The organism is Leeuwenhoekiella sp. MAR_2009_132, assembly GCF_000687915.1.
Lineage (GTDB): Bacteria > Bacteroidota > Bacteroidia > Flavobacteriales > Flavobacteriaceae > Leeuwenhoekiella.
In genome coordinates this window covers 1,164,735-1,187,167 of sequence record NZ_JHZY01000002.1, presented here as the reverse complement: position 1 = coordinate 1,187,167, position 22,433 = coordinate 1,164,735, and the positions used below count along the sequence as shown (strand labels likewise).

At 36.0% G+C, this 22,433-nt stretch carries 28 protein-coding genes; 9 read left to right on the top strand and 19 right to left on the bottom strand.

Annotated features, from left to right (window positions below; translation table 11 throughout):
* Nucleotides 1-145 precede the first annotated feature (145 nt).
* The 14 genes from P164_RS05190 to xerA form a co-directional block, all read right to left on the bottom strand.
* The gene (locus P164_RS05190) at nt 146-751 is read right to left on the bottom strand and encodes a hypothetical protein (protein ID WP_051621214.1); all 606 of its coding nucleotides are present in this window, start codon (nt 749-751) and stop codon (nt 146-148) included.
* 54 nt (nt 752-805) lie between these two features.
* Nucleotides 806-1,669 (bottom strand): IS3 family transposase, encoded by an 864-nt coding sequence (locus tag P164_RS05185; protein ID WP_028375394.1) that lies wholly within the window; start codon nt 1,667-1,669, stop codon nt 806-808.
* Entirely contained in the window at nt 1,666-2,046 is a 381-nt protein-coding gene (locus tag P164_RS05180) for a helix-turn-helix domain-containing protein (protein ID WP_028375393.1), read from the bottom strand. Before P164_RS05180 ends, P164_RS05185 begins: the two co-directional genes overlap by 4 nt.
* Before the next feature lie 342 nt (nt 2,047-2,388).
* On the bottom strand, nt 2,389-4,122 hold the full coding sequence (merA, locus tag P164_RS05175) for a mercury(II) reductase (RefSeq protein ID WP_051437537.1): 1,734 nt from the start codon (nt 4,120-4,122) through the stop codon (nt 2,389-2,391).
* Nucleotides 4,123-4,174: 52 nt separating this feature from the next.
* Nucleotides 4,175-4,783 carry an organomercurial lyase gene (gene merB / locus P164_RS05170; protein ID WP_026775753.1) on the bottom strand — a complete coding sequence of 203 codons (609 nt, stop codon included), beginning with the start codon at nt 4,781-4,783 and terminating at the stop codon, nt 4,175-4,177.
* A 60-nt stretch (nt 4,784-4,843) separates the two neighbouring features.
* Nucleotides 4,844-5,473, bottom strand: coding sequence for a DUF2652 domain-containing protein (locus P164_RS05165; protein WP_051621212.1), 630 nt, complete (start codon nt 5,471-5,473; stop codon nt 4,844-4,846).
* Between the two features lie 116 nt (nt 5,474-5,589).
* Nucleotides 5,590-6,558, bottom strand: coding sequence for a hypothetical protein (locus P164_RS05160; RefSeq protein WP_028375392.1), 969 nt, complete (start codon nt 6,556-6,558; stop codon nt 5,590-5,592).
* A gap of 20 nt (nt 6,559-6,578) precedes the next feature.
* Nucleotides 6,579-6,980, bottom strand: a complete 402-nt coding sequence (locus tag P164_RS05155; protein WP_125411752.1) for a hypothetical protein — start codon at nt 6,978-6,980, stop codon at nt 6,579-6,581.
* 22 nt (nt 6,981-7,002) lie between these two features.
* The gene (locus P164_RS05150; RefSeq protein ID WP_028375391.1) at nt 7,003-7,230 is read right to left on the bottom strand and encodes a hypothetical protein; all 228 of its coding nucleotides are present in this window, start codon (nt 7,228-7,230) and stop codon (nt 7,003-7,005) included.
* A gap of 87 nt (nt 7,231-7,317) precedes the next feature.
* Nucleotides 7,318-7,668, bottom strand: coding sequence for a heavy-metal-associated domain-containing protein (locus P164_RS05145; protein ID WP_009780796.1), 351 nt, complete (start codon nt 7,666-7,668; stop codon nt 7,318-7,320).
* A gap of 11 nt (nt 7,669-7,679) precedes the next feature.
* Nucleotides 7,680-8,276 carry a mercuric transport protein MerTP gene (gene merTP, locus P164_RS05140; protein WP_009780795.1) on the bottom strand — a complete coding sequence of 199 codons (597 nt, stop codon included), beginning with the start codon at nt 8,274-8,276 and terminating at the stop codon, nt 7,680-7,682.
* Between the two features lie 11 nt (nt 8,277-8,287).
* A complete protein-coding gene (locus P164_RS05135) occupies nt 8,288-8,659 on the bottom strand; it encodes an ArsR/SmtB family transcription factor (protein ID WP_009780794.1) in 372 nt (123 codons plus the stop codon).
* Nucleotides 8,660-8,991: 332 nt separating this feature from the next.
* Nucleotides 8,992-9,543, bottom strand: a complete 552-nt coding sequence (locus P164_RS05130; protein WP_028375390.1) for a hypothetical protein — start codon at nt 9,541-9,543, stop codon at nt 8,992-8,994.
* A gap of 83 nt (nt 9,544-9,626) precedes the next feature.
* Complete coding sequence (gene xerA / locus P164_RS05125) at nt 9,627-10,754, bottom strand: site-specific tyrosine recombinase/integron integrase (protein ID WP_199907770.1); 1,128 nt, start codon at nt 10,752-10,754, stop codon at nt 9,627-9,629.
* A gap of 73 nt (nt 10,755-10,827) precedes the next feature.
* On the opposite strand from xerA, the gene P164_RS05120 reads away from it, so the two are divergent.
* The 9 genes from P164_RS05120 to P164_RS05080 all read left to right on the top strand — a co-directional run bounded on the left by P164_RS05120 (nt 10,828) and on the right by P164_RS05080 (nt 18,583).
* A complete protein-coding gene (locus P164_RS05120; protein ID WP_028375388.1) occupies nt 10,828-11,196 on the top strand; it encodes a hypothetical protein in 369 nt (122 codons plus the stop codon).
* A gap of 1,051 nt (nt 11,197-12,247) precedes the next feature.
* Nucleotides 12,248-12,592, top strand: coding sequence for a single-stranded DNA-binding protein (locus P164_RS05115; RefSeq protein WP_028375387.1), 345 nt, complete (start codon nt 12,248-12,250; stop codon nt 12,590-12,592).
* A gap of 70 nt (nt 12,593-12,662) precedes the next feature.
* Complete coding sequence (locus P164_RS05110; protein WP_028375386.1) at nt 12,663-13,043, top strand: DUF6876 family protein; 381 nt, start codon at nt 12,663-12,665, stop codon at nt 13,041-13,043.
* Nucleotides 13,044-13,059: 16 nt separating this feature from the next.
* A complete protein-coding gene (locus P164_RS05105; RefSeq protein ID WP_028375385.1) occupies nt 13,060-13,509 on the top strand; it encodes a RadC family protein in 450 nt (149 codons plus the stop codon).
* A gap of 438 nt (nt 13,510-13,947) precedes the next feature.
* Nucleotides 13,948-14,328, top strand: a complete 381-nt coding sequence (locus P164_RS05100) for a BfmA/BtgA family mobilization protein (protein WP_028375384.1) — start codon at nt 13,948-13,950, stop codon at nt 14,326-14,328.
* 11 nt (nt 14,329-14,339) lie between these two features.
* Nucleotides 14,340-15,371: a MobB family relaxase gene (mobB, locus tag P164_RS05095; protein WP_028375383.1), complete on the top strand. Its 1,032-nt coding sequence runs from the start codon at nt 14,340-14,342 to the stop codon at nt 15,369-15,371.
* A gap of 10 nt (nt 15,372-15,381) precedes the next feature.
* Entirely contained in the window at nt 15,382-16,962 is a 1,581-nt protein-coding gene (locus P164_RS05090) for a type IV secretory system conjugative DNA transfer family protein (RefSeq protein WP_028375382.1), read from the top strand.
* 74 nt (nt 16,963-17,036) lie between these two features.
* The gene (locus P164_RS05085; RefSeq protein ID WP_026753008.1) at nt 17,037-17,324 is read left to right on the top strand and encodes a helix-turn-helix domain-containing protein; all 288 of its coding nucleotides are present in this window, start codon (nt 17,037-17,039) and stop codon (nt 17,322-17,324) included.
* Nucleotides 17,325-17,329: 5 nt separating this feature from the next.
* The gene (locus P164_RS05080) at nt 17,330-18,583 is read left to right on the top strand and encodes a type II toxin-antitoxin system HipA family toxin (RefSeq protein WP_028375381.1); all 1,254 of its coding nucleotides are present in this window, start codon (nt 17,330-17,332) and stop codon (nt 18,581-18,583) included.
* A gap of 23 nt (nt 18,584-18,606) precedes the next feature.
* Here the strand turns inward: P164_RS05080 and P164_RS05075 are convergent, their stop codons facing one another.
* The 5 genes from P164_RS05075 to P164_RS05055 are packed head-to-tail and all read right to left on the bottom strand — an operon-like array spanning nt 18,607 to nt 22,427.
* The gene (locus P164_RS05075) at nt 18,607-19,458 is read right to left on the bottom strand and encodes a DUF4138 domain-containing protein (protein ID WP_028375380.1); all 852 of its coding nucleotides are present in this window, start codon (nt 19,456-19,458) and stop codon (nt 18,607-18,609) included.
* Between the two features lie 10 nt (nt 19,459-19,468).
* Entirely contained in the window at nt 19,469-20,389 is a 921-nt protein-coding gene (traM, locus tag P164_RS05070; protein WP_028375379.1) for a conjugative transposon protein TraM, read from the bottom strand.
* Between the two features lie 22 nt (nt 20,390-20,411).
* The gene (locus P164_RS05065) at nt 20,412-21,029 is read right to left on the bottom strand and encodes a conjugal transfer protein TraK (RefSeq protein ID WP_028375378.1); all 618 of its coding nucleotides are present in this window, start codon (nt 21,027-21,029) and stop codon (nt 20,412-20,414) included.
* Nucleotides 21,030-21,039: 10 nt separating this feature from the next.
* Complete coding sequence (locus P164_RS05060) at nt 21,040-21,882, bottom strand: hypothetical protein (RefSeq protein WP_028375377.1); 843 nt, start codon at nt 21,880-21,882, stop codon at nt 21,040-21,042.
* A gap of 2 nt (nt 21,883-21,884) precedes the next feature.
* Nucleotides 21,885-22,427, bottom strand: coding sequence for a conjugal transfer protein (locus P164_RS05055; protein ID WP_035899537.1), 543 nt, complete (start codon nt 22,425-22,427; stop codon nt 21,885-21,887).
* Nucleotides 22,428-22,433 lie beyond the last annotated feature (6 nt).

Here is a 22,433-nt window from a genome sequence, read left to right as displayed (position 1 = left end):
TAAGCACGAGCCAAATTTTTAAATTTTTCTTATTATTTTTTCTCAATAAGCCAAATTAAAAAATTTGGCGGACTAGCAAATATGCTTTAACTTCTATTAAGCAACTGACTAGCTATGAGATATATACGTTGTTGTGCGCAGTTATTTACCACTCATTTCTTCCAGCCACAACTTCTCCATAATAGTAATCATCGTTCAGTTTGTATAGACTTGTTTTAGGTAATAACATTCCAGTTAATTCCATCCAATCCATTTCTGCTCCATTTTCTTTTTCTGCTTTCTTTTTGTAGAAATATAAGGTAGTAAGTAATAAACCACCAATAGCGTTAAAAGTATTTTTAAAATTCGCTCGTTCAAAGAATTCAGTTCGATGATGTTTGATTTTGTTATTAGCAGTCCACCAAATAGGATGATTATTTGCTTCTTTCCATTCGCTCCAAGGTTTGCTATTCATTCCGAATCTCGGTATGTAAACGTTCTCATTATTAAATTCCGGAATTCTCTCATTAATTATGGCTTTATATCCACCGATAGAGTCAGCAGTAGAGTTTTCATCTACGAGTTTACACAAGTCTTTCATAATAACATCAACTTCTTGTGTTGCTGTCATTAAAAGTCGAGCTAATTCAATCGAAAAAGTATTGTTGTTCGATTCAGTAAATTCTATATATCTGGATAAATTCTCAAAATCTCTTTCAATAGATAAGAAGTAATTCCAATGAATATTTGACTGCTGATAATGAATTCCCATAAGTTTGTCTTATACTGAAATAGGTTGACCAGTTGTCGGTTTACTATTTTGTTTTTATTGAGTTACTAATATCGGTATTTTTCTGTATTGTCTGTAATTATGATTTTGATTACTGTGAGCAAATTCCGGAGTTCTAAACTCCAGGCTGTAATGCATTCGTTTTGAGTTATAGATTTTGACTGCTTTTTTAACCATTTTCTGAGCTAATTTCAGACTCACAATTGTTTTACCCAATCCAAATTCCTGTTTTAATATTCCGTTTATTCGTTCGGCTACGGCATTCTCATAAGGGTCGTATTGCTGAGTCATACTGATGTTGATTCCGTTTCTCTCTGCGAAGTTAGTATAGGTAGGGTTACAGTATTGCAAACCGCGGTCGGAGTGATGAATTAGCTTTTGGTCTGGATATTCTCGTTGTGCTAAGGCCATTCGTAATGCATCGATGCAAAGACTTGTTTTCATATGATCATCAATTTTATAACCCATTATTTTTTTAGAATAGGCATCTGTTACCAGTGCCAGATATGCATTACCACCATCTGTTTTGATATAGGTGATATCACTTACCCACAGCTGCTCTGCAGCTTGGGGAATGAAGTCTTTAACTAAATTAGGATATTTATAAAAGTGATGTTTAGAGTTTGTTGTGATATGTGCTCTTTTGGTTCTGGGTATGAGCAGTCGATGTCTTCTAAGAAGTGAATAGAAGCGATCTCTGCCCATTTTAATATTCTTTTCAACAAGAGCCGGTTTGATTGATTTATATAGTTTTAAACCGCCTGTTTTGGGCATTTCTTTTCTGACCTGTTCAATAAGATCAAGAATTGCCAGTTCTTGCTTGTTGGACTTTTGATGTGTTGCCAGACGCTTGTAAAAAGCTTGTTTAGATATCCCGAAACATTGATAAACCCATTTCATTTTAAAAGGTCTCTTTTGCGTTTTTCTATCTCTTTGGCCAATGCTTCGGGCAAATGCTTTTTTGCTAGATCAAGTCCTGATAAGTTCTCGAGATTAGCGATGTAATCCCTTTGAAACTCTTTTACAAACTCCAGTTCTTTAATTTTATCTTTTAGCTTTTTGATTTCATCTTGTTTACTCATACCACGTTTCTTTTGTTCTAAGGTACTGTATTTTTTTAGCCAATAGTCAATAGAAGATCTTGAAACGTTGTAGGATTTAGCAGCATAATTAACGGAGATCTGACCATTTTGGATTTGGTCAATGATCATTAGTTTGAGTTCAAAGCTTACTTTTTGATACTGTTTTTTTGGGCAGGGAGGTTTGTTGTCTTTCATCTTGATCCTGAATTAAATGATTGATTTTTAGTCAACCTATTTCAGGAAATGACGGTTTTTTTAATTGCGCACAACGGTCTTGTATATGAAAAGTAGCAGATTTGTATGTGCAATTTTTCAGTTGAAAACAAAGATAGCAGAAAAGAACCAAACTTTTAGTTTAGCTCTTAACTGCTATTTTTTATATACGTTGTTACCCACTGGCTTTATTCCGTTCTGCTTTTCAATTCCGATATTTTCTTAAATGTTCGGATTGAGCGTTGGCAAGACATACTCTTTTGCAATTTTTGATGGCGTGGTGGCTTTGAGCGAATTGCAAATGTGTATGGCTTTTAGTAGGGATTAACTTGCACAACAACTCAATTTAGAAACATCTTTTCCAAAAGTAATTGCTGCTAATTTGATTCCTTCTCCAAGTGTCAAATATGGATAAAAACTTTCAGCCAAATCTTTTACTGTAATTCCAAATTTAATAGCCATACTTAATTGTTGGATGAGTTCACCACCTTCTGGTGCTATTACTCTTGCTCCAATTAATTTATCCGTTTCCGTATTACGAATCAACTTTATAAATCCTCTGGTATCTTGTGCAGCTAAAGCTCTTGGTACATGTGTTAGATCTAATTTTGATACTTCAAAAGGAATGCCTCTTGATTCAGCTTCAATTTCATCCATACCTGCTCCCGCAATTTGAGGGTCTGTAAATACTACCCAAGGTAATGATGCATAATCTACACTTTGTTTTGATAATGAAAATGCATTATTAACGGCTGTACTGCCTTCGGTTGCTGCTGTATACACAAATGGCGGTGTATTAGTGACATCACCAGCTGCATAAATATTGGAAATATTAGTTTCCATTTTTTCATTAACCACAATATGCCCTCTTTCTGATAATTTTAGGTCTATTTTTTTTAGACCTAATTTAGACGTGTTTGGCGTGGTTCCTGTAGCAACAACAATATGTCCTTTTTCAACAATTTGTGTTGTAGAACCATCAGGACAGTTACAATGAATAATAGTATTGTTGCCCTCTTTTTCAAATTTAAAGGCTCTAAAATTTGGAAGAATTTCAATGCCTTCACTTTTCATTTGTTCAACTAAAACACCAGTAATGTCTTCGGTTTGACTTCGTAAAGGCCTATCGGTAAATTCTATGATGCGCACTTTTACACCTAAACGATTATAGGCCATTGCTATTTCCAACCCTATGTAACCTGCGCCCATAATGGTTAGGCTTTCTGGTTTTTCTTCTAAATCGAACAAAGACACATTAGTTAAATACCCAACTTCATTTAATCCTTCGATATTAGGTATGTTGGTGGTTGCTCCCGTGGCTATTATAATATTGGTTGCAGTGAACTTGTCTTTTCCATCTACAAGAATGGTTTTAGTATCCACAAACTCTGCCCATCCCTTGAGCATGGTCAAGCCTTTAAAATCACTGACCACATCCATATATTTTTGTTGTTGTAATGCAGCAACTAAAGCTTTTTTATCCTTGATAACTTGTGCGAAATCAATGTCAACGCCTTTTGGTTTTATTCCTGCAAAATTAGAATGTGTAGCGTGGTAAGCTGTTTCGGCAGCTCGAATTAGATTTTTAGAAGGTACACAACCTACATTAACACAAGTGCCACCAAAATCTAAACCACCATTTACCATAAGCGTGGTAAGCCCTAAACTTTCGGCTTTTATGGCTGCTGAAAATGCAGCAGAACCACCTCCAATTACGATTAAATCGAATTGATTTTTTCCTTTGTTGGACGCTTTATCTGTCGTGCTATCCGAAATTGAATCACAACAATCCTCTTTTTCATTGCCTTTAACAACCGTATACTTACCAATGCTATTTACAGCGTTAATCAATTCCTCTTTATTCAACTTGGCAGTATCAAAAGTAAATTCTCCTTTACCAGTTTCGTGGTTCACAGAACTGATTAGAATACCATCTTTTTTATTGATATCCTTTTCGATATGTAATGAACAGCCACTACAGGTCATTCCTTCTATCTGTAATGAAACAGTTTCTGTTTTTTGAGATAACTCGTTTTTCTTTTTAAATAAATTCTTCATATTAAAAATGATTTGTTTTTATGTGGTGCTTAATAAATATAGGTGATTATTTTTAACAACATTTTAAGCCAATTTTATTCGATTCAAATAAATCTTCCATGGTTAATATCTTGCCATTTACATTGCTGTCAAGCCATTGTTTTGCGGTTTGTTCGCTTGCAAAAAAAAAGACGTGATTGCAAAAGGAACCTCTGATATTGCAAGAGTCCATTTTTTCAATCAAAGAGAGAAATATTGGATATGGATTAGATGATATCAAATGATCGCATTCAATATTCAACTCAATTATAGAATTGTCAATTGGGTCTTGAGATATAATTTGGGACGAAACATCCAGCCATTCGGTAAACAATATAGCGTCTAATGCACACCAAGTATAAAGTGTTTTGCCTTGCACTATAAACTTGTGGTTGGTAGGTGTAATCGACAAACCAGAAAAGGCTGTAATTTGGTTATTTTCATTTAGCTCTCCTAATAATTCCAACAGTGAATCAGCTTTCTCTTTAGTTGCATCGATAAGTGCATAAAATGTTGTTTTTGGCAGTGGATTGCCTTTAAGTAATTCCCTTTGGACATTCACGATAAAATTATTATCATCAAGTTGAATTTCAGATAACATGGTGTTTAATTGTTTGCCCAAATATTGCTTTGCTGTTTTCATTTTGTATATAATTTAGATTATGTTTATTTCATTTTCCGCACGAAGAAAATGCTGATCATTTTAACAAGTCGTACCTTGTCTGTTCTTTAAACTTAATGCCTTCAAATCGAAATAAGTAATACCAATATCACCGATGTCTTCTAAATTGAAAATGTCGTTGACCAATTCCGTATGGTTATCAAGATGAGTGCCTATAAGTGGAAATTGATTGCTAAAATTTTCCGTGAAAAGTATGTACTCATTTGAGCTAATTTTGTTTTTAAGAAGCCGATGTGCTATTATTAAATCTTTACCAAAGAGTTTACAATAGTCTTTTACCATTACAGAGCCAAGTTGTCCAAAATGAAGCACAAATTTTAGTGAAAGGTTATATAGATTTTGGCAAGACTCACACATACATTTCGATCGTTTAAATTCATCTATTCTTTGATGAAATTTGTCGAACATCAATTGACATTGACTAATTATTTCCGCTGCGGAAAATGGAAAATCATAACTGTAAAATAAAATAGCATCGCCTTCAATTTCAGAAATTTTAAATTTCAGGGAATTGTTTTCCAATAAGGATTCCAACAGCAATGCAATTTTATCTTGGCTATGTTCTATATTACACGAAGCAACGTACTTTGTGAATCCGCTGATGTCCGGAATAAGAATTAGAGATTGTTTATTTGTGTGACAAACTTCCATTTTGGCGAAATGTTTTAATTTATTTAAAAGTTAAATGACTATACCGATAAAGTTTAATTGAAAGACTGGCTACATAAGCTTCAATTCTTAACCATCGTTTATTTGCCTCATTCAAATTAATTTTTAGCAGTATTATTGTTTAAAAATGGCAATTCGGCTTTGTTAGAAGCCAAATCGAAATCTTTTGTAACGTAAAACGATGCCGTAAAAGTGTTTCCCAGTTGTGTGCCATTATAATATCTGTAAACAGGGATATCAACAAGCAGTGAAAAATTCCATTTTTCTATTGAATAATTTAACTGCGGTGACAGGAAAACCAAATGACCTCCTGTGGCATCGAGCTTTCTGTCTTCAAACGCATCTTTTCCTCTAAATTCGTGTCTTATCTGGGCAATTCCCGTATAATTGGATTGTTCCAAATTATAAGAAAAAAAGAATGCTGAAATCAATGCGGGTCCAAATTTATAATCTTTATAATCTTTGTAATTAATCTCTATTCTATTAATTAAGAATAATTGAATGCCATTAATGGGATAGCCTTTGTATAAAAAAGATTGACCAATAATTCCCAATGCGTGTGATGATGTTTGAACATCCCTTGGCAATACTACATTGTTTTCTCTTGCATAATCTAAAATAAAAGGGAACTTAACACCTGTTGAAATAGTCCACTCAAAAGGATTGGTTAAATTTGCTAAAACATTATACTTTGCCGAAATTATACCATTGCTAATGCCTTGGTTTTTGATGTTTACATCAGATTGAAAATCATAAATTTGTGTTTTATCTAAATAATACCCAAACTCTGTTTCTACTGTGAGCTTATTAAATAGTCCATAAGACAAAATAGTTCCAGCATATTGATAACTAGCCCTTTTTACGAGATTAAATTTAGACTTATCATTACCAGATAAATAGCCCGCAGATTCACTATAACTAAAATAAGAAGTGAATCGAAAATTATTCTTTTCAAGTATACCAATATTTGTACTACCTCCAACAGGTATTCCTGCGGAACAACATTGAGCATTGACACTTTGGTACATAAACAATAAACTTATAAGTATAAAAATTAATTTCTTCATTTAATTAACTGTAATAGTCACTAAAAACTAACTTCAATAGTCACTGATTTGTGCTTCCAAGTATTCAGACTATCTCTAATAGAGCATGTTATAGTATTGCTCCCCGAACAACAAATGGCAGCTGTATAAGTTATTTGCTCACCGCTACCAACAATATCACCAAGGCTGGCAGACCAATAATACTCAAGTCCTTCTCCTGTAGCAGTTGCTGTAATAAGTGTACTCTCCCCAGTAGGTAAGGTTGTTTCATCTGCTATTAAGCTTGTATATTCAATTGTTGAGTTTGGGTTATCATCCCCGTTATCATTTCCATTTTCATCAATAGCTTGTTCTTGAATCTGTTCGTCATCATAAATTGTACAACCAACAGTGAAAGCTGATACTAACGTTATGACTACGAATAAGATTATTAATTTTTTCATGATTTTTAGATTTAGATTAACATTATCTATTATCATTTTTGGTTTCAAAACCTATTTTCTTTTTAAATTTTATAACTAATTTTTCTTTAGGTTTAAGAAACTCTTCAATAATTTTCTTACAATCACTAATAGGCTGTCCAATTAGTTTATCTATCAGTTCCTGTGGCGGATTTTGCAATTCGCAATCGCCAATCTCTATGCAACAATCCAAGTGGTCCGGATTGAAAACTTCCTTCTTTGACTGTTTCATTAGAACAATTATTTAATTAAATACTTAAATACAGTTTGAAAAAAATTGAGGTATTATACCCCAACTTTTTTTGCGACTTTAGTTTCCCTAGCTTTTTGGCTCCATCAAACTTGCCTTATAAGGTGTTTTATTAATGGCTTCAATAATGGCTTCTACTGTAGTTAACTTTGGATTGAAAGTCACAACCGCTCTATCCTCTTTATACTCGACCAACGGTTCTATAACTCCCTCTACTTTTTCTAAAGCCTTCATTACATGGTTTGAACAAGACATACAAGTCATGCCTGTAACTTTTAAAGTAACTGTTTTAGTTTCTTGCATATTGATATTGGCTTTCTCTACCTTTTTGTCATTTTTCGGCAAACAACACGATTGTGCTTGTGCATTAAATGAAAATAATAAAAGGAATAATCCTGATATAACTAATAATTTTTTCATAAGATTTATTTTTATTTATTAATAACTTTATAACCCGTTGAATTTATAGCTTTTTCTATATCTTCTTTAGATGTTTTTGTATTGTCAAACTCCACTTCGGCATTAGCTTTCTCATAAGAAGCAGCTACATTAACAATACCTTCTAATTCGTTAACAGCGTGCTTAACGTGTTCTTCACAAGAAGCGCAAGTCATACCTTTTACATCAAAATTTACAGTTTGAATGTCTGATTGATTTACGACAATAACCTCTTTTTTGTTATCTGGATAAAATATATGAGAATAATAAGGAAAGCTAATTGAAATAGCTGCAAACAATGTAATGCCTATTAAAAAGCCTTTGGTTTGATACCATTTTGGTTTTGCATCAACTTCGCAACAGTCATCGGCTTTTTTGGGTTTTAAGTAAGCATACCAAGCATAGCCAATAGCTATTACAGCTAAACCTATTAAATAGGGTCTAAAAGGTTCCATCCAAGATAGTGCAGATGCACTTCCTCCAACGCCAGCTATTAATGCTATAACAGGTGGTATGCAACAAGATGATGCTGCTACAGCAGCAAATAAACCTGTGTATGCTGCATTTTTTGATGTTTTTTCTGTTTTCATTTCTTTATAAATTATGCTGTTTTTCTAATTAATTCGATAGATTTAAAAATGCTAATAAATATCTCTGTTTCATCTTTATTTAATGAATAATAAAGTGTTTGACCATCTCGTCTTGAATTGATTATTCCTGCATCTTTGATTTTACGTATATGTTGTGAGATCGCAGGAACACTCATTTTTAGTATATCAGCTAAATCACAAGGACATAGTTCATTTTCTAAATTCAATAAATAAAGAATTCTCAATCTTACATCGCTTCCTGCAATTGATAAAAGTTTTGTCATTTTTTGAAAACTCCCTTCCATATTATCCAATGCCTCCATACAGTTTTGTAACTGCTTATGGTTGGCTTCCGCTCTTGTACAGGTTATTTCTAATTTCATTTGTGTATATATTTTTATTAAAGTTATTTGCTTTGTCGTACAAACATATAATTAATTACGTATATAAGCAAATACTTAAATACATAATTACGAATTTTGGGAAAGTTTTAGCTCTTTTGGTTTTTAGAGCGTTGGATTTATGTGTTGGGAAAAACCGAAAGTGCTAAAATATGCGGCTGGTTTTCAGCTTGTGGGTAACGGTATTGTATAACAATCAGTTGCGGATTGGTTGAAAACTAAGATAGCTAAAATTATCGACTTTTATGCTTGCGCGGTTGTGTCCGCAGGACACAAAGCCGCAATTGTTGTTATACGTTGTTGTACGTAGTATTTTATAGCCTACCATAGAATTTACACCAGCTGTCGTGGAACTTCCCTGTTCTAATATTTAGTGCTTGAAGTTCGTGTAATTTTCCACCTCGGTCATCTAATTCTGGCGAATGAGAACAGTGAATATCATCATATAAGCAAACTAAAACATAATCTTGATCATCAATTGAAATTTCATATGGTGAATTTTCATTTTTTCTCTCTAATCTATTAAATCCGCTAAAACTGCTCTTAAAGTTTTTATTATCAGGATTTAACTCTTTAGTTTTCAATATTGGAGGTTCAATTTTGTACTTTATATTACAATAAAAGTCATATAAATTAATATAATCTATATTCGGACGAAAAGTTTTTCCTCTATGTTGAATTAAAATATATTCTTCACCAATAAATAAAGCTTTTGCAACCATTTCTGAATATATTAAATAATCAGTATTCTTAAAACTCCAATTAATATATTTTGGACTTATTCTTCCTATATTTTGATTTGAATTATTTTTTAAATAAAGTATTTTCTCAGTTTCTCTATTATATACTTCAAATTTTATACTCATAGTAAAATATTAGTCAGTTTTAATATTACGTACAACGTACGGATAACACAACAAGTTGTGTTATATCCATTTTAGTTAAAGTACTAATCTAAGGGATTTTTTATTGTTTTAAAAGTATTTGTGGCCACGTGCGTGTAAATTTCGGTGGTTTTGGTTGATTGATGTCCTAATAATACTTGTATCTGTCTCAGATCAACACCGGCTTCAAGTAGATGTGTAGCAAAGCTATGTCTCAACGTATGCGGGGTTACAGAAACCTTAATTCGAGCTTTTAAAGAAGCATTTTTTACAATATTGACAACGGCTTGTCCGCTATATTGACCTCCTCTTTGACCTTCAAAAAGATACTCTTTAGGTTTCCAGCTTTTATAATAGTTTCGCAAATCTAATAATGCATTCTGAGATAATAGGGTTAGCCTATCCTTACTTCCTTTAGCCTGTTTTACCCTTACAAGCATTCGTTTGCTGTCTATATCTTCAATCTTTAAATTCAATAACTCACTTCTTCGTAAACCAGAACCATAGATTAATTCTACAATACATTTATGTTTTAAATTATTAGTGTGAGCTATTAGAGATATGACTTCTTCTTTTGAAATGACTTGGGGGAGTTTATGTTCTTTTCTAGGACGTTCTATTTCATAAAATCGGTTGGGCATACCTAATACAACTTCATAATAAAACTTTATGGAGTTAATGACCTGATTGAGGTAGGAGTTTGACTTATCCTGACGAATGAGTCTTTGTAAGTACGCGCGAATATGCGTCTCATTTAACGCATGCAAATCTTTATCGTTGTGGTAATTTATAAAGTGTTCAAAAAAAAGCACATAGGTACGCACCGTATTTTTGGCATATCTCTTAAGTTCTAACTTGAGTAAGTATTCTTCAGGACAACGACGATAATTTTCAGGAAGCGTTCTCTTACGAAACCAATCCACATCTACTTTTTCATTACTTGTGTTAATAGGTTTATTGGTTAAAAACCGATTGTAATTGATCCAGGCAACTCCTTTAAACGTATTGTAGACTTGGGCTAGATTGTCTTTGGTATTGGGGATATAAGCTAAATTGTGTTTTGAACTCCATTTTGGTGTATCGAGGCTTTTTATAAGCGCTTGTATAACCTTATCTGGCGCAAACTTAATACCAATCATTTTCTGATCATTAATCATAAGATTGTATAGCGTAATATTTTTAGGCGAACTCATAATTCAATACTACAACGGAATCAGAATATAAGAGGTATATTAGTCGTATAATATACGTTTAGAGGTGCTTAATATGAAAATGTGTCCCGTTTGTGAATCTCCAATAAAAGGAAGATCAGATAAGAAGTTTTGTTCTACTAAATGCAAGTCGATTAATCAGTACGAAATTAGGCAGGAAAAAGAGATTTTTTACATGGAAGTAGACCGACAGCTGAAGACCAATCGTAAACTATTAAAAACCTATAACTATCAAGGATTTACTACGGTTCAAAAAGCAGCACTTTTAAATGATGGGTTTAATCCGAATTTTTTCACCCATTACTGGAAGAATTCAAAAGGGGACGTGTATCTATTTGTTTACGATTATGGATTCTTAGATCTTAAAAAGTCAGGTAAAGACAAATACCTTATTGTTCAGTGGCAGGAATATATGAGAAGGTAAGTAGTACTAATCACTCATCCCATTTCCACTACATTACACAAAAGCTTCATTGCGGGAAAAAAGATTCCCGACTAAGGTCTTGGACACAATTTCAAAGATTCCGTTTTCCATTTCACTTGACCGCTTTATCCCAATAAAAATTGAGAAGCGTCCAAACTCTATTTCAAGCTACACCTTTAAAGTCAAGTCCGCTTTAAATTCTACTAAACTAAAATGATCCTCAATCATAATCCGGTCAGCAATTTCCCTCTGCATTTCGCAAAAGCTTCATTACCGGAAAAGAGCTTCTCTAGGCAGATCTTGGACAAAACTTCAAAGCTTCCATTTTCCATTTCACTTGACCGCTTTATCCCAATAAAAATTGAGAAGCGGCCAAATTTCATTTTAAGCTACACCTTCAAAGTCAAGTCCGCTTTAAATTCTACTAATCTAAAATGATTCTCTACCGTAATCCCGGCAAGCACATTCCCACTACATTTCGCGAAAGCTTCATTACGGGAAAAGAGCTTCCCTAGGCAGGCCTTGGACACAATCTCCAATACGTTTATGTTACCCGTCCATAAACTTCTGGACAGGTAAGATGCGCTTCATTGTATCGTTAAATTGTAAATGAAGTCTGCTTTAGGGGGATTTTCATTTAGTATTTGTTCCCACTTCTTGAGTTTTAAAACTTCCCATCTCTCCCTTTGAATTCCCTCAAGGTAGCATCGCTATCCTTCTCTTTTTTTGAAAGCAAAATACCAATAGTTTGAAGTTAGACGGACAGCATAACCGCTTGCATACGCGCTTTTATATGTCCTACCTAATTCAAACTCTTGAAGATGTATCAGCAACAAAAAAAGGGAACAGCGATAGGCACTAAGGGAAGTAAATCAAAATAAAGCACTATGAACTCAATTCAAAACATCCAAAAAGAAGCGGGATCAAAACGATCTAAAACAAAAAAGGAAAACGCTCAGGATAAAATAAGTAAATCAATTTTTAAAAAGATACAGGTCAACTGTCTGAATAGTTTAGGCAGCATTTTAATTAATCTTTAAATACTACTGTTATGAGTACGATTAGAAATCAAGTTCAGTTAATTGGAAACGTAGGACAGGAACCTACCCTAACCACGCTAGAGAGCGGAAAAAAAGTAGCTCGTTTTTCATTGGCTACCAATGAATACTACAAAAGTGAAAAAGGGGAGAAGGTCCAGGACACCCAATGGCATACGGTTGTAGCCTGGGGAAAGACTGCAGAACTCATCGAAAGCTACGCTCCAAAAGGTAAAGAGCTCGCCTTAAGCGGTAAACTTAAATCCCGAAGCTATGAGGATAAAGACGGCATCAAACGCTATGTAACCGAAGTAGAAGCCAGTGAAATTCTCTTGCTGGGATCTAAATCCAATGCGTAAAACTAATTAAAAAAGAGGGCGTTCCCTTGAGAAGTAGCGCCCTCTTAAATCCACTTTAAATTTTAATAAAATGAGCACACAAAGTAATCAAATTATAGAACAGCTACACAGATTTTGTGGAAGTGAAATCTTATATACGATCCCGATGTTTAAGACCAGATATACCGAAGGCGTTAAGTATTTAGCCGAAGCTGCCAACTGCTATTGGTTAGTAACCGATGTGATGGTGATCGCTAAAAGGCTACGTTCTAAAAGTTCGTTCTTGGTAATCTATTTTAATCGCTTATCAGAAGAGCTGCAGCAAAAACAAAATACAGAAGCACAAATCACCTATGGTGATGGAAATGGAACCATACTGTATCAACAGGATTATGAATTTACAGACTTGCCATTGGATGAACTTCGGCTGTTCTTTGTACAGGATACGTTGATGCTTCCCAGTGAATATTAATACTAAAATCAGTACTATGGAATCAGGTATCAACGAAATAAAAATAAGCTATGTGCATCGGGTTAAGGCTGTAAATTGGCCCAGGGTGAGTTCTTCACGTACCGCTGCAGAAGTACTCTTTGAAAACTGGAATAACGACACCATTGCAGTGTATGAATCATTTAAAATTCTACTGTTAAATAACAGCAATCAAATCAAAGGGATTTATCAAATTTCACAGGGAGGAATCACCGGTACTTTGGTAGACATGCGCTTGCTTTTTGCAGTGGCTTTAAAGTCCTTATCTGTGGCGTTAATTTTAGCGCACAACCATCCTAGTGGTACCTTAAAACCGAGTCAGGCAGATCGAAACATTACCCGTAAAATTAAAACGGCAGCAGAAGTTTTAGACCTTAAAATTTTAGATCATTTAATCCTGAATCCCGATGGGGAATACTACAGTTTTGCAGATGAAGGAATTTTATAAACTCAAAATATACAATTGAAAGGACCTCTAAAGCAGAGGTCTTTTTTTTGGCTAAAAATTAGATTTTATCCAAAAAAGTGTATCTTTAGAATGCTGAATTACAGCGATTAAAATACATATAGCTATCCTTATTTTTGACTTTCGCTGGTAGCTGTATCCATCATTTATTTAAGCAAAGGGATAAAAATCCCTGAAAAAGGCAATTGACTTTAGGTCAGCTTGTATGGAATTTTTGTTCGCCCGGGGCGAACGAAAAGGACTAGCAAGAGGGTAACACGCTACGCGCTGTTATGGTCCTTATACTATTTATAAAATACTACACATCAGTGTTTTATAAATATGAAAATCAACTGAATAGTTGCGATTTACGTCAAATGCCTTTGTAATGCCTGTAAATAGGGATGGATTTACGTCAAACTCACTAAAAAGGAAAGTCAAATGGACACTTTTATCACCATCCGTCTTAAACGAGCCACAGCCAAACGGTTTCAGAAATTTTCAAAAGCGCATTTCAAAACACATACTCAGGCTATGGATTCAATGCTTGATTTTTTTTTCTACAATGAGATCTCTCCAAAGGAAAGACTGGGACCTACAGGAAGAACTATCGAAGCAAATTTAAAGAAACGCATCAATGCCGTTATTGCCATAATGCGGGATATTGAAAAGACGCAATCCAAACCAACGGTAGCCATGTTAGAATCGCTTTTTCAAGTAGAGCAACCCCAAAAGAAACCCTTGATTTTAGAAAAGAAAAACAGCGAGGAAAAGAAGCAAGTACGTTTTGTTGAAAAGGAAAAAGGGAATAACGAACGCTAATTTTTTGAGCTATGTACATAACCATCACCCCTCAAAAATTAGGAAACAACTATTCGCAAAGTTCAGGGGATTTTGTGGGCTATCTGGAGAAGGAAAATCAAGGGTTGAATCTACAAGACCATGAGTACTTTTTTAATCAATATGCTGATAAAATAACTGCCGAAGAAGTCACCACCGAAATCGATAACAACGGAGCTAAACTAAAAAAGACGGAGCCTAAGTTCTATTCGATTACAGTCAGTCCTTCTAAATACGAACTGAGCCGTTTACAGAACAGTAGTGAAGATTTAAAAAAATACACGCGTGAACTGATGAAGGATTATGTGGCCTCCTTCAATCGGGAGATCAATGGCAAGCAGATTACCATTGATGCTATTAAATATTATGCGAAAATCGAACACCAAAGAACGTTCAAGGGGACGGATTGGCAGATTAAAGCCAACCAGCCTTATGCTACCAAAATACTCCAGCTCAATACAGAAATCAGAAGGATTCAAGAAGGCATTAGGGAAGGTAACATTAAGTTACTACGGAATAAACTGGAGCAATTGGAAAGGGAAGCTCCACACCAGCAAGATGGGAAGCGAATTGTTCAGGGGATGCCCAAGGCAGGAAACCAAAGTCATATTCACATCATTGTAAGTAGAAAGGATGCGTCCAATACCTTTAGTCTTTCTCCCGGGAGTAAGCACAAGGCATCGCAAGTAGAGATGCACGGTAAGACCGTAAAAAGAGGCTTTGACCGGGACCTGTTTTTTGAACGTGCAGAAAAGACCTTTGACAAAACGTTTGGCTATCAACGAAACTTCGCGGAGACCTACAAAGCCCGGAAAAACTTTATAAAGAATCCCAAAATCTATTTTGCCACGCTGATGAAACTGCCTACCAATGAAAAGGCAATTGCTTTTAAAATGATAAAAGAAAGCGGTGTTCCCATGCTGCCAAGCATTCCAGTCACGCAAGCTCAACTGGCTATGAAAATTTTTAACCGACTCCGAAAGGGTTTAGAGGTGGCTATCAAATCAAGTTCAATCGGTATTTAAGACAAATAGGATGTACATAGATGCCCTTTTTACCGCTCTTTTTATCATTGGTTTAACCAGCATGTTATTTTATGGATGCTACCAAATATCACGGTATGCATTTGCTCTAAATAGTATTGTGTTGTGTATACTGGCGTATTTTTTACTGCAATGGAACGATTTGGTTTTAGTGGTGCTGCATGCGGTCTGCCCACTACTACTGATCAATACGGCGTTGTACGTTTTCTTACATAAAACAGAAGCTCCAAAAAATAGTGAAGGACGCTATCAAGTTAATTTCAAAACTACCAAAGGAAATTTTAAGCTTGACAACATCAAGCGGGGTGCATCGGTCATTGGCTCTGCAGGAAGCGGAAAAACCGAAAGCGTCGTGTACGGATTCTTAAAGCACTTCCGCAAAGAAGGGTTTTGCGGCATCATTCACGATTATAAAGACTTTGAATTAACCGAAATGGCGTATCCACTTTTTAAGAGTAGTTTAATCCCATTTAAAGTTATTTCCTTCGATAGCATCATCCACAGGGTCAATCCTATTGCGCCTAGGTATTTGGAGCATGAGGAGAGCGTAAACGAGGTATCTCGGGTATTGATTGAAAATCTACTAGAGCAACGGGAATCGGGTACAACCGGAACGACTAAATTTTTCAATGATGCAGCAGAAGGGTTGATCGGTGGGCTAATCTGGAAACTCAAAACTACCTACCCCCAATTTTGTACGCTTCCCCATTTGATTGCCATTTACCAATATCTGGATACAGATAGTCTGATTCAGTTTTTGGAGACCAATACGACATCCAGAGCTATGGCAGATGCTTTTATTAGTGGTAAAGATTCAGAACGGCAAACTGCTGGTGTGAAAAGCACCTTGGCCAATGCCCTAAAACGCATCAGTACCCAGCGGGTTTTTATGGCACTGTCTGCAGATGACGTGCCACTCAATATCAATAATAAAGAAAATCCGTGTGTGATTTCGGTAGTGAACAATCCGAAATTTGAGACTTCCTATGCACCAGTTATTGCCACTATAATACACACTATAATCAAACAAATGAGTGTCCGGAATTCAGAACCTTCTTTTCTGTTGATGGAAGAAGCACCTACCCTACGCTTGTTGAATATGCATCGTATTCCAGCGACACTTCGCAGCTATAATGTGTCCACAGTTTACGTGATGCAGGATAAAATTCAAAACGATATGATGTACGGAGATAAGGCCAGCAAGGCGATATTGAGTAATTTATCCTATCAGTTTTTTGGAAAGGTCAATGACCCAGACACCGCAAAATATTACGAGCGCTTTTTTGAGATTATCAAGGATCCTACAAAAAGTGTGAGCCGTGGACGTAATCTTGATTTTGACACTCGAGTTACCACGGGAGAAAAGGAAATCCCTAAAATTAGAGCGGATGTTTTCTTTCGATTGAAGCAAGGGGAGTTTATTACCTATGCCGATGGAACGGATAAAAAAGTGCAGTTTCAATTGGCAAAGATTCAGCGCGAGCTTCCAGAACAAATGAATGCATTTTCTGAATCTGATTTAAAGGCTAATTTTGAACGTATTTATGAGGAAGCAAGGGCTATATTTAATTAGTACATACAGTAATTAACAGATATTGTCGCTTATTTATATCTAAAATGATATATTTGTCGTAAATAAGCAACATTATGAATTCTAAGAAGGCTATAGTTCTTCCGAAATATCTTAAGATTTTTGAGCAAATCGGGGAAAATGTAAAGCTTGCCCGTAAGCGAAGAAAGCTTACTACCGAGCAAGTTTCTGAACGTGCGGGTATTCATAGGGCTACCCTGTATCGAATTGAAAAAGGGGATCCTGCGGTGGCGATTGGTTTGTATTTCAATGTATTTAGGGTACTCAATCTTCAAGATGATTTTTTGAAACTGGCAGTGGATGATGAATTCGGAAGGAAACTGCAGGATCTTGATTTATTATAAAGACTATGGCAACCGGAAAATTTGATATATACGTATTTGCAGATTGGAAGTCTTTAGGGAAACCAACCTTAGTTGGTGTACTTTCTGCTCACTTTGCCAAAGGAAAAAAAGCATTCAGTTTTGAATATGACAAGGATTGGTTAAAAACAGACGACCAACGCATATTAGATCCAGACATCGCTTTTTATTCCGGGCCACAGTATCCAGCGAACAAAGAGAATTTCGGGATATTTTTGGATAGTATGCCAGATACCTGGGGTAAGACGTTGATGAAACGAAGAGCTGCTCAAGATGCTAGAGCGAATAACGAAAAAGCCAGAACACTTTACGAAATAGATTATTTACTTGGAGTTTTTGATGAAAGTCGAATGGGTGCGTTACGCTTTAAAACGGAATTAGATGGTGATTTCTTAGATAATGATACCTTCAGCCCAACACCACCGTGGTCATCGCTTGGCGAGCTACAGGAAGCAGTAAATCAGTTAGAGAATGAGGAACAAAGTGATGTCATTCGAAAGTGGATAGCAATCTTAATTGCACCTGGTTCCTCTTTAGGAGGCGCAAGACCAAAAGCTAATATACTTGATGCTCAAAAGAGTTTATGGATCGCTAAATTTCCTTCAAAAACAGATACCATCGATAAAGCCGCTTGGGAGTTTTTAGCCTATCAACTAGCCATTGCTTCTGGGATACACATGGCAGATTCTAAAATAGAAAAAATTAATGGTGAATATCATACATTTCTTACCAAACGATTTGATAGAGCTAATGGAAAGCGTATTCATTTTGCTTCAGCGATGACGATGACTGGAAATACAGAAGATATCATTAGAGTATCAGCACCGAGTTATCTTGAAATTGTAGAGTTTATAGAAAATTATGGTACTGATGTAAAGGCTAATTTACATCAGCTATGGAGGCGTATCGTATTTAACATAGCAATTTCTAATACGGATGATCATTTGCGAAATCACGGTTTTATATTGACTCAAAAAGGATGGGTTTTAGCTCCTGCTTATGATTTAAATCCTTCTATTGAAAAAGATGGCCTATCACTAAATATAGATATGGATGATAATTCCTTAGACTTTGATTTAGCTAAAAGTGTTGGGGAATATTTTCGCTTAAGCGAAAATGAAATGAATACCATTCTTGAGGAAGTGCTCGGTGTAGTGAAGGATTGGAAAAGTATAGCACATAAAATAGGAATCAAAAACCCGGAAATCGAATTAATGGCTGGTGCTTTCAACCTTGACTAGTCTTTCATCAGGAGGAAAATGTATCAATTAGGATTATTAATAAACCGATGTGAAATCTTCAGTTCTAAATTGCGTTCTCCATTTTTTTCATTGAGTTGAACCAATATCCTTTGATCAGAACTCAAAGAGAATTTGGGCAAAACGTAAACAAAGTGTGCTTGCTCTCCTTTTTTGATTTTTTCAGGTAATTGATAGGTTAGTTTTGGTTTTTTTAAAACACGCTGTGAGGATTTACGCTTGCCTTTACTACGGGATTCTACCGTAATATTTAGAAAATTGACATCATAATCCAATCCGGATTTAGTTTCAAGCTCCATCACGAAATACAATTCTTCATCCTTAAACACGATATTTTTAACGCTTAATAGCATACCATACCGACGCTGTTTTAAATGCCCTAAGCGCTGTTTTCGTTGGAGTAATTTTGCGCTTATACGTTCAAAACGGGAAAGCCTAACTTCCGGAACAGGATCTACGGCTATGGGTGTAAGAAGTTCTCGAGATTGCAGCTCATTACCTATACTTGCTTCAGGTTTAACAAAATAATTGAGTCTGGTAAGTTCTGATTTGTATTTAATAATATAGGAGTAAATCAATCCATCGGTGGTGATAACTAGCAAGTTACTTTCGGTACCGGGTTTGGCTTGCAACAGTCCCAAGGGCTGACCACGCTCCCGATTGAACGTAAAAATAAAATGTTCCGAACCGGTAATTCCCTGACGGATGGGTTTGGGGAAAAATAAGGCGACATTAGTATAATCATTGGCATAAATGGTATCCAAAACAAATGCAGCGCCTGATGAATGATCTTTAGCGTTTACAACTCCAAAATGAAGTACGAAGAGGGTATTGAAAAAAATAAATAGCGTTTTCATAACGTTTGGATTAGTTCGCTTTTAAAAGCAGTTTATAATTATTGAGTACCGTAACTTTTACGTTTCGATTCGTACGCCTAAGTACCTGAGTGATTCCACTCACTTGAGGGAGACTGGGAATATTGATGTCCTGTATCACATCATCAAAGACTTCACGGGTCGCCTCCGCTCTAAAATTATTTTCGATATAGATTCCTTCATTTCCATCTTGAAAATCATAGGCTTTTAATGAGGTAGGAGCGTGGTTGATGGTTTCAATAGCAATCATCGCCCGGTTGGCTTGGAAGCTTACAAAACCATACACAGGTGTATTCTTAAGGATGGTTTTCCCTGAGATATAAGCATCTTCCGATAGTCGCATCTGAAGTCTGGAATTTGCTTTGACTACTTGAGTACCATCAACTACTGCAATAATATGCGAATTTGGAGAATCAGTAACGAAATTGGGGTTTACTGTAGGATTGGCAGCAAAGAATAGCTGGTGTGCTAATCCGAGTTCCTGAACAGCTACTTTTCGTTCTTGATCTCTGGTGGTAGAATCAATGGAAGGTAGCGTTTCAGTATGTTCCGCAGGAGTGCTCTTTGTTGGCGTTTTTGAAGAAGAGGCCACGCTACTTGTTGCATAAATACTATCCACAATGCGCCTTTTTTCTTTCTCCGGATAATCCGAATCAAAATAGCCTAAGGAATCCAAAAGCCTTTCATCATAAATACTCGGAGCCGTAGTTTCACGAACTTCCTTTAAATCATTTAATGCATCAAGCTTGGAATTGTATTGTTTTTGGTCTGTTTGTAGCTCTGGAATTAACGTTTCTTTCAGTTGTTTTTCTTCAGAACTTTTATCCGTAAGCAGCATAGCATACGAGATTAGAAAAAGAAGGATTACCGCAAGTACTGCAGCAAATACGATTTTATTTTTTTCAACTTTCATGGGTGCTTGTTTTAAATGCCCGTTACAGGCTTTCATTAGTGATTTTTCGAAGGCTGTTTTCAAAGTAATCTGTAATCAGCAGCCCATGGGGATTGTTGGGGAAGTTGCGGTCAACCTCGATCAGGTTTCCGGTGGTCGTTAATTCATAGGTGTCGATTATTGATCCGCGGTTGATTTCAAAGAAGACCGTTGTTTTAAATCGATTCGGTTTGGTGTCCAGATCAAGTGTAGATTCAATACGTAACACTTTTTGAACCAGAGAATATTGAATCAAGCGATTATAAACCCCGTCAGCTCTTTTCTGTCTATAAATATTATCTACAGAGCTGTTCCCTAGCCAAAGCGCCTTTTTTAAGTTGCGCTCGTAATTACTTGCATCAATATTGTAGAAGTAGGTGTGGAAAAGCTCCAGATGTGCCAGAGCTTCTACTTTAAAGTTTTCCTTCTGGGAAACAAGTTTTAAAGGAATGACTTCTCCTGTAGTGCTTATGGCGAATGCGGTGTTCAGGGATTTCTGGTGGATGTTATAAGCCACCCAACCAGAAAAGACGCTCGATAGGGTAGCAAAAACAATAACAGCAAGGACAATAAACCTGTTGAGTTTTAAAACCGAATAGATAGTGGTATAGGGTGTTTTCATAGTTTTTAAATTAGGCGGTGAATAGTCGGATCGTAAAGGAAGTGGCCCGGCGGTAGAGTTTGAATTTGAGAAATACTATAAACCCTACAGAGCCCAATTGAACCACCGGAGCGAAAAATCCCTGACCATAATCAGTTCCAAACAGGTTGACCCAGATATGGTCATTTATCTCGGTATAGATAGCATTGACAAATACATTGACCAGAAAAAATGCCGGTACCAGCATATAGACCGCAGCGTACAGTTTAAAAAAGGTATACGCCAAGCTGCGAAACTTCTCAAATACCGAAAGGCTGATAATCAAGGGGAAAAAGGCCTGCATGATCCCAAGCAAAAAGAAACGCTCTGCCAGAAACAACGGGTAAATGAATAGGTCGAGAATCCAGAGTAGTATACTTCCGATAAAGGCAAAGATTTTAAACCCAAACAGCGGTGTGACCAGGGCTTCATATAACAAAGCCATAGCGGCTTTGGCAGCTTCAAACATACCTACTTCTTCTTCAATAGGAATATCCTGCATTTGTAAAGGGAGCAGGGCAGGAGCAGTATCTCGGTATTGAGATTCTACGGCGACCAATAGGTTGTCAAAGAATCCTAGAACCTGAGTTGAAAAAATCACCAGAAGTACCACCGCAAAATTCATGGCCAACGCTCCGGGACTTAATCCCCAGGTATATCCATCGCGATCTGCAATTCCTTCATTGTATTTTTTAAGAACGTTTACCAGAAAGAACAGTACCGCAAGGGTTTTCATTCCCGTTAAGGTATACCGTGAAAATTCACTGTATTTGATGGTTTCAAAAATAGTATCCACATACTCCAAACCGATTCCTAATAGTATCTGACTAGTCATTACTAATACCCTGTTTCTCGATTATTGATCTTATCCTGCATTTTTCGAAAGGAAATGATATCCCGATACCGTTTGGTCTTTAGATTGATCTCCGCTACCATTTCATTGGATTGCGCTTCTTTTTCTTTGAGAATACGCGCCCGGTCTGCATCAGACATTTTTAAATAATTGCTGGAAAGGATCTCATCGATAAAGTCCATCGTGGCTAGTGAATTTTCAACGATACTGTTGAAGGAGTTTGTAACCCGGGTTACTTCTTCAGGTTTAATATACGGTGAGTCTAAAATGGCTTTTAGATCGGTCTGCATTACCTGAATAAGTCTGGAGTTGTTACGTCCTATTTCTTTAACCGCCTTTAGTTGTTTGACGACGTTAGTTACTTTTTCTAAATTTTCTTTCTGCTGTTTCAGAAACTCCACGGTCTTGAGAAGTTGGGTGGTTTGCTTTGCAGATTCTACAAGGGATTTTACCAGGCTTACAAAATTGGTGTTGTCATAAACTGGCATCCCCTGGCAGACAGCGCCTGCAGGCATTAAAAGGCTCATGGTAAT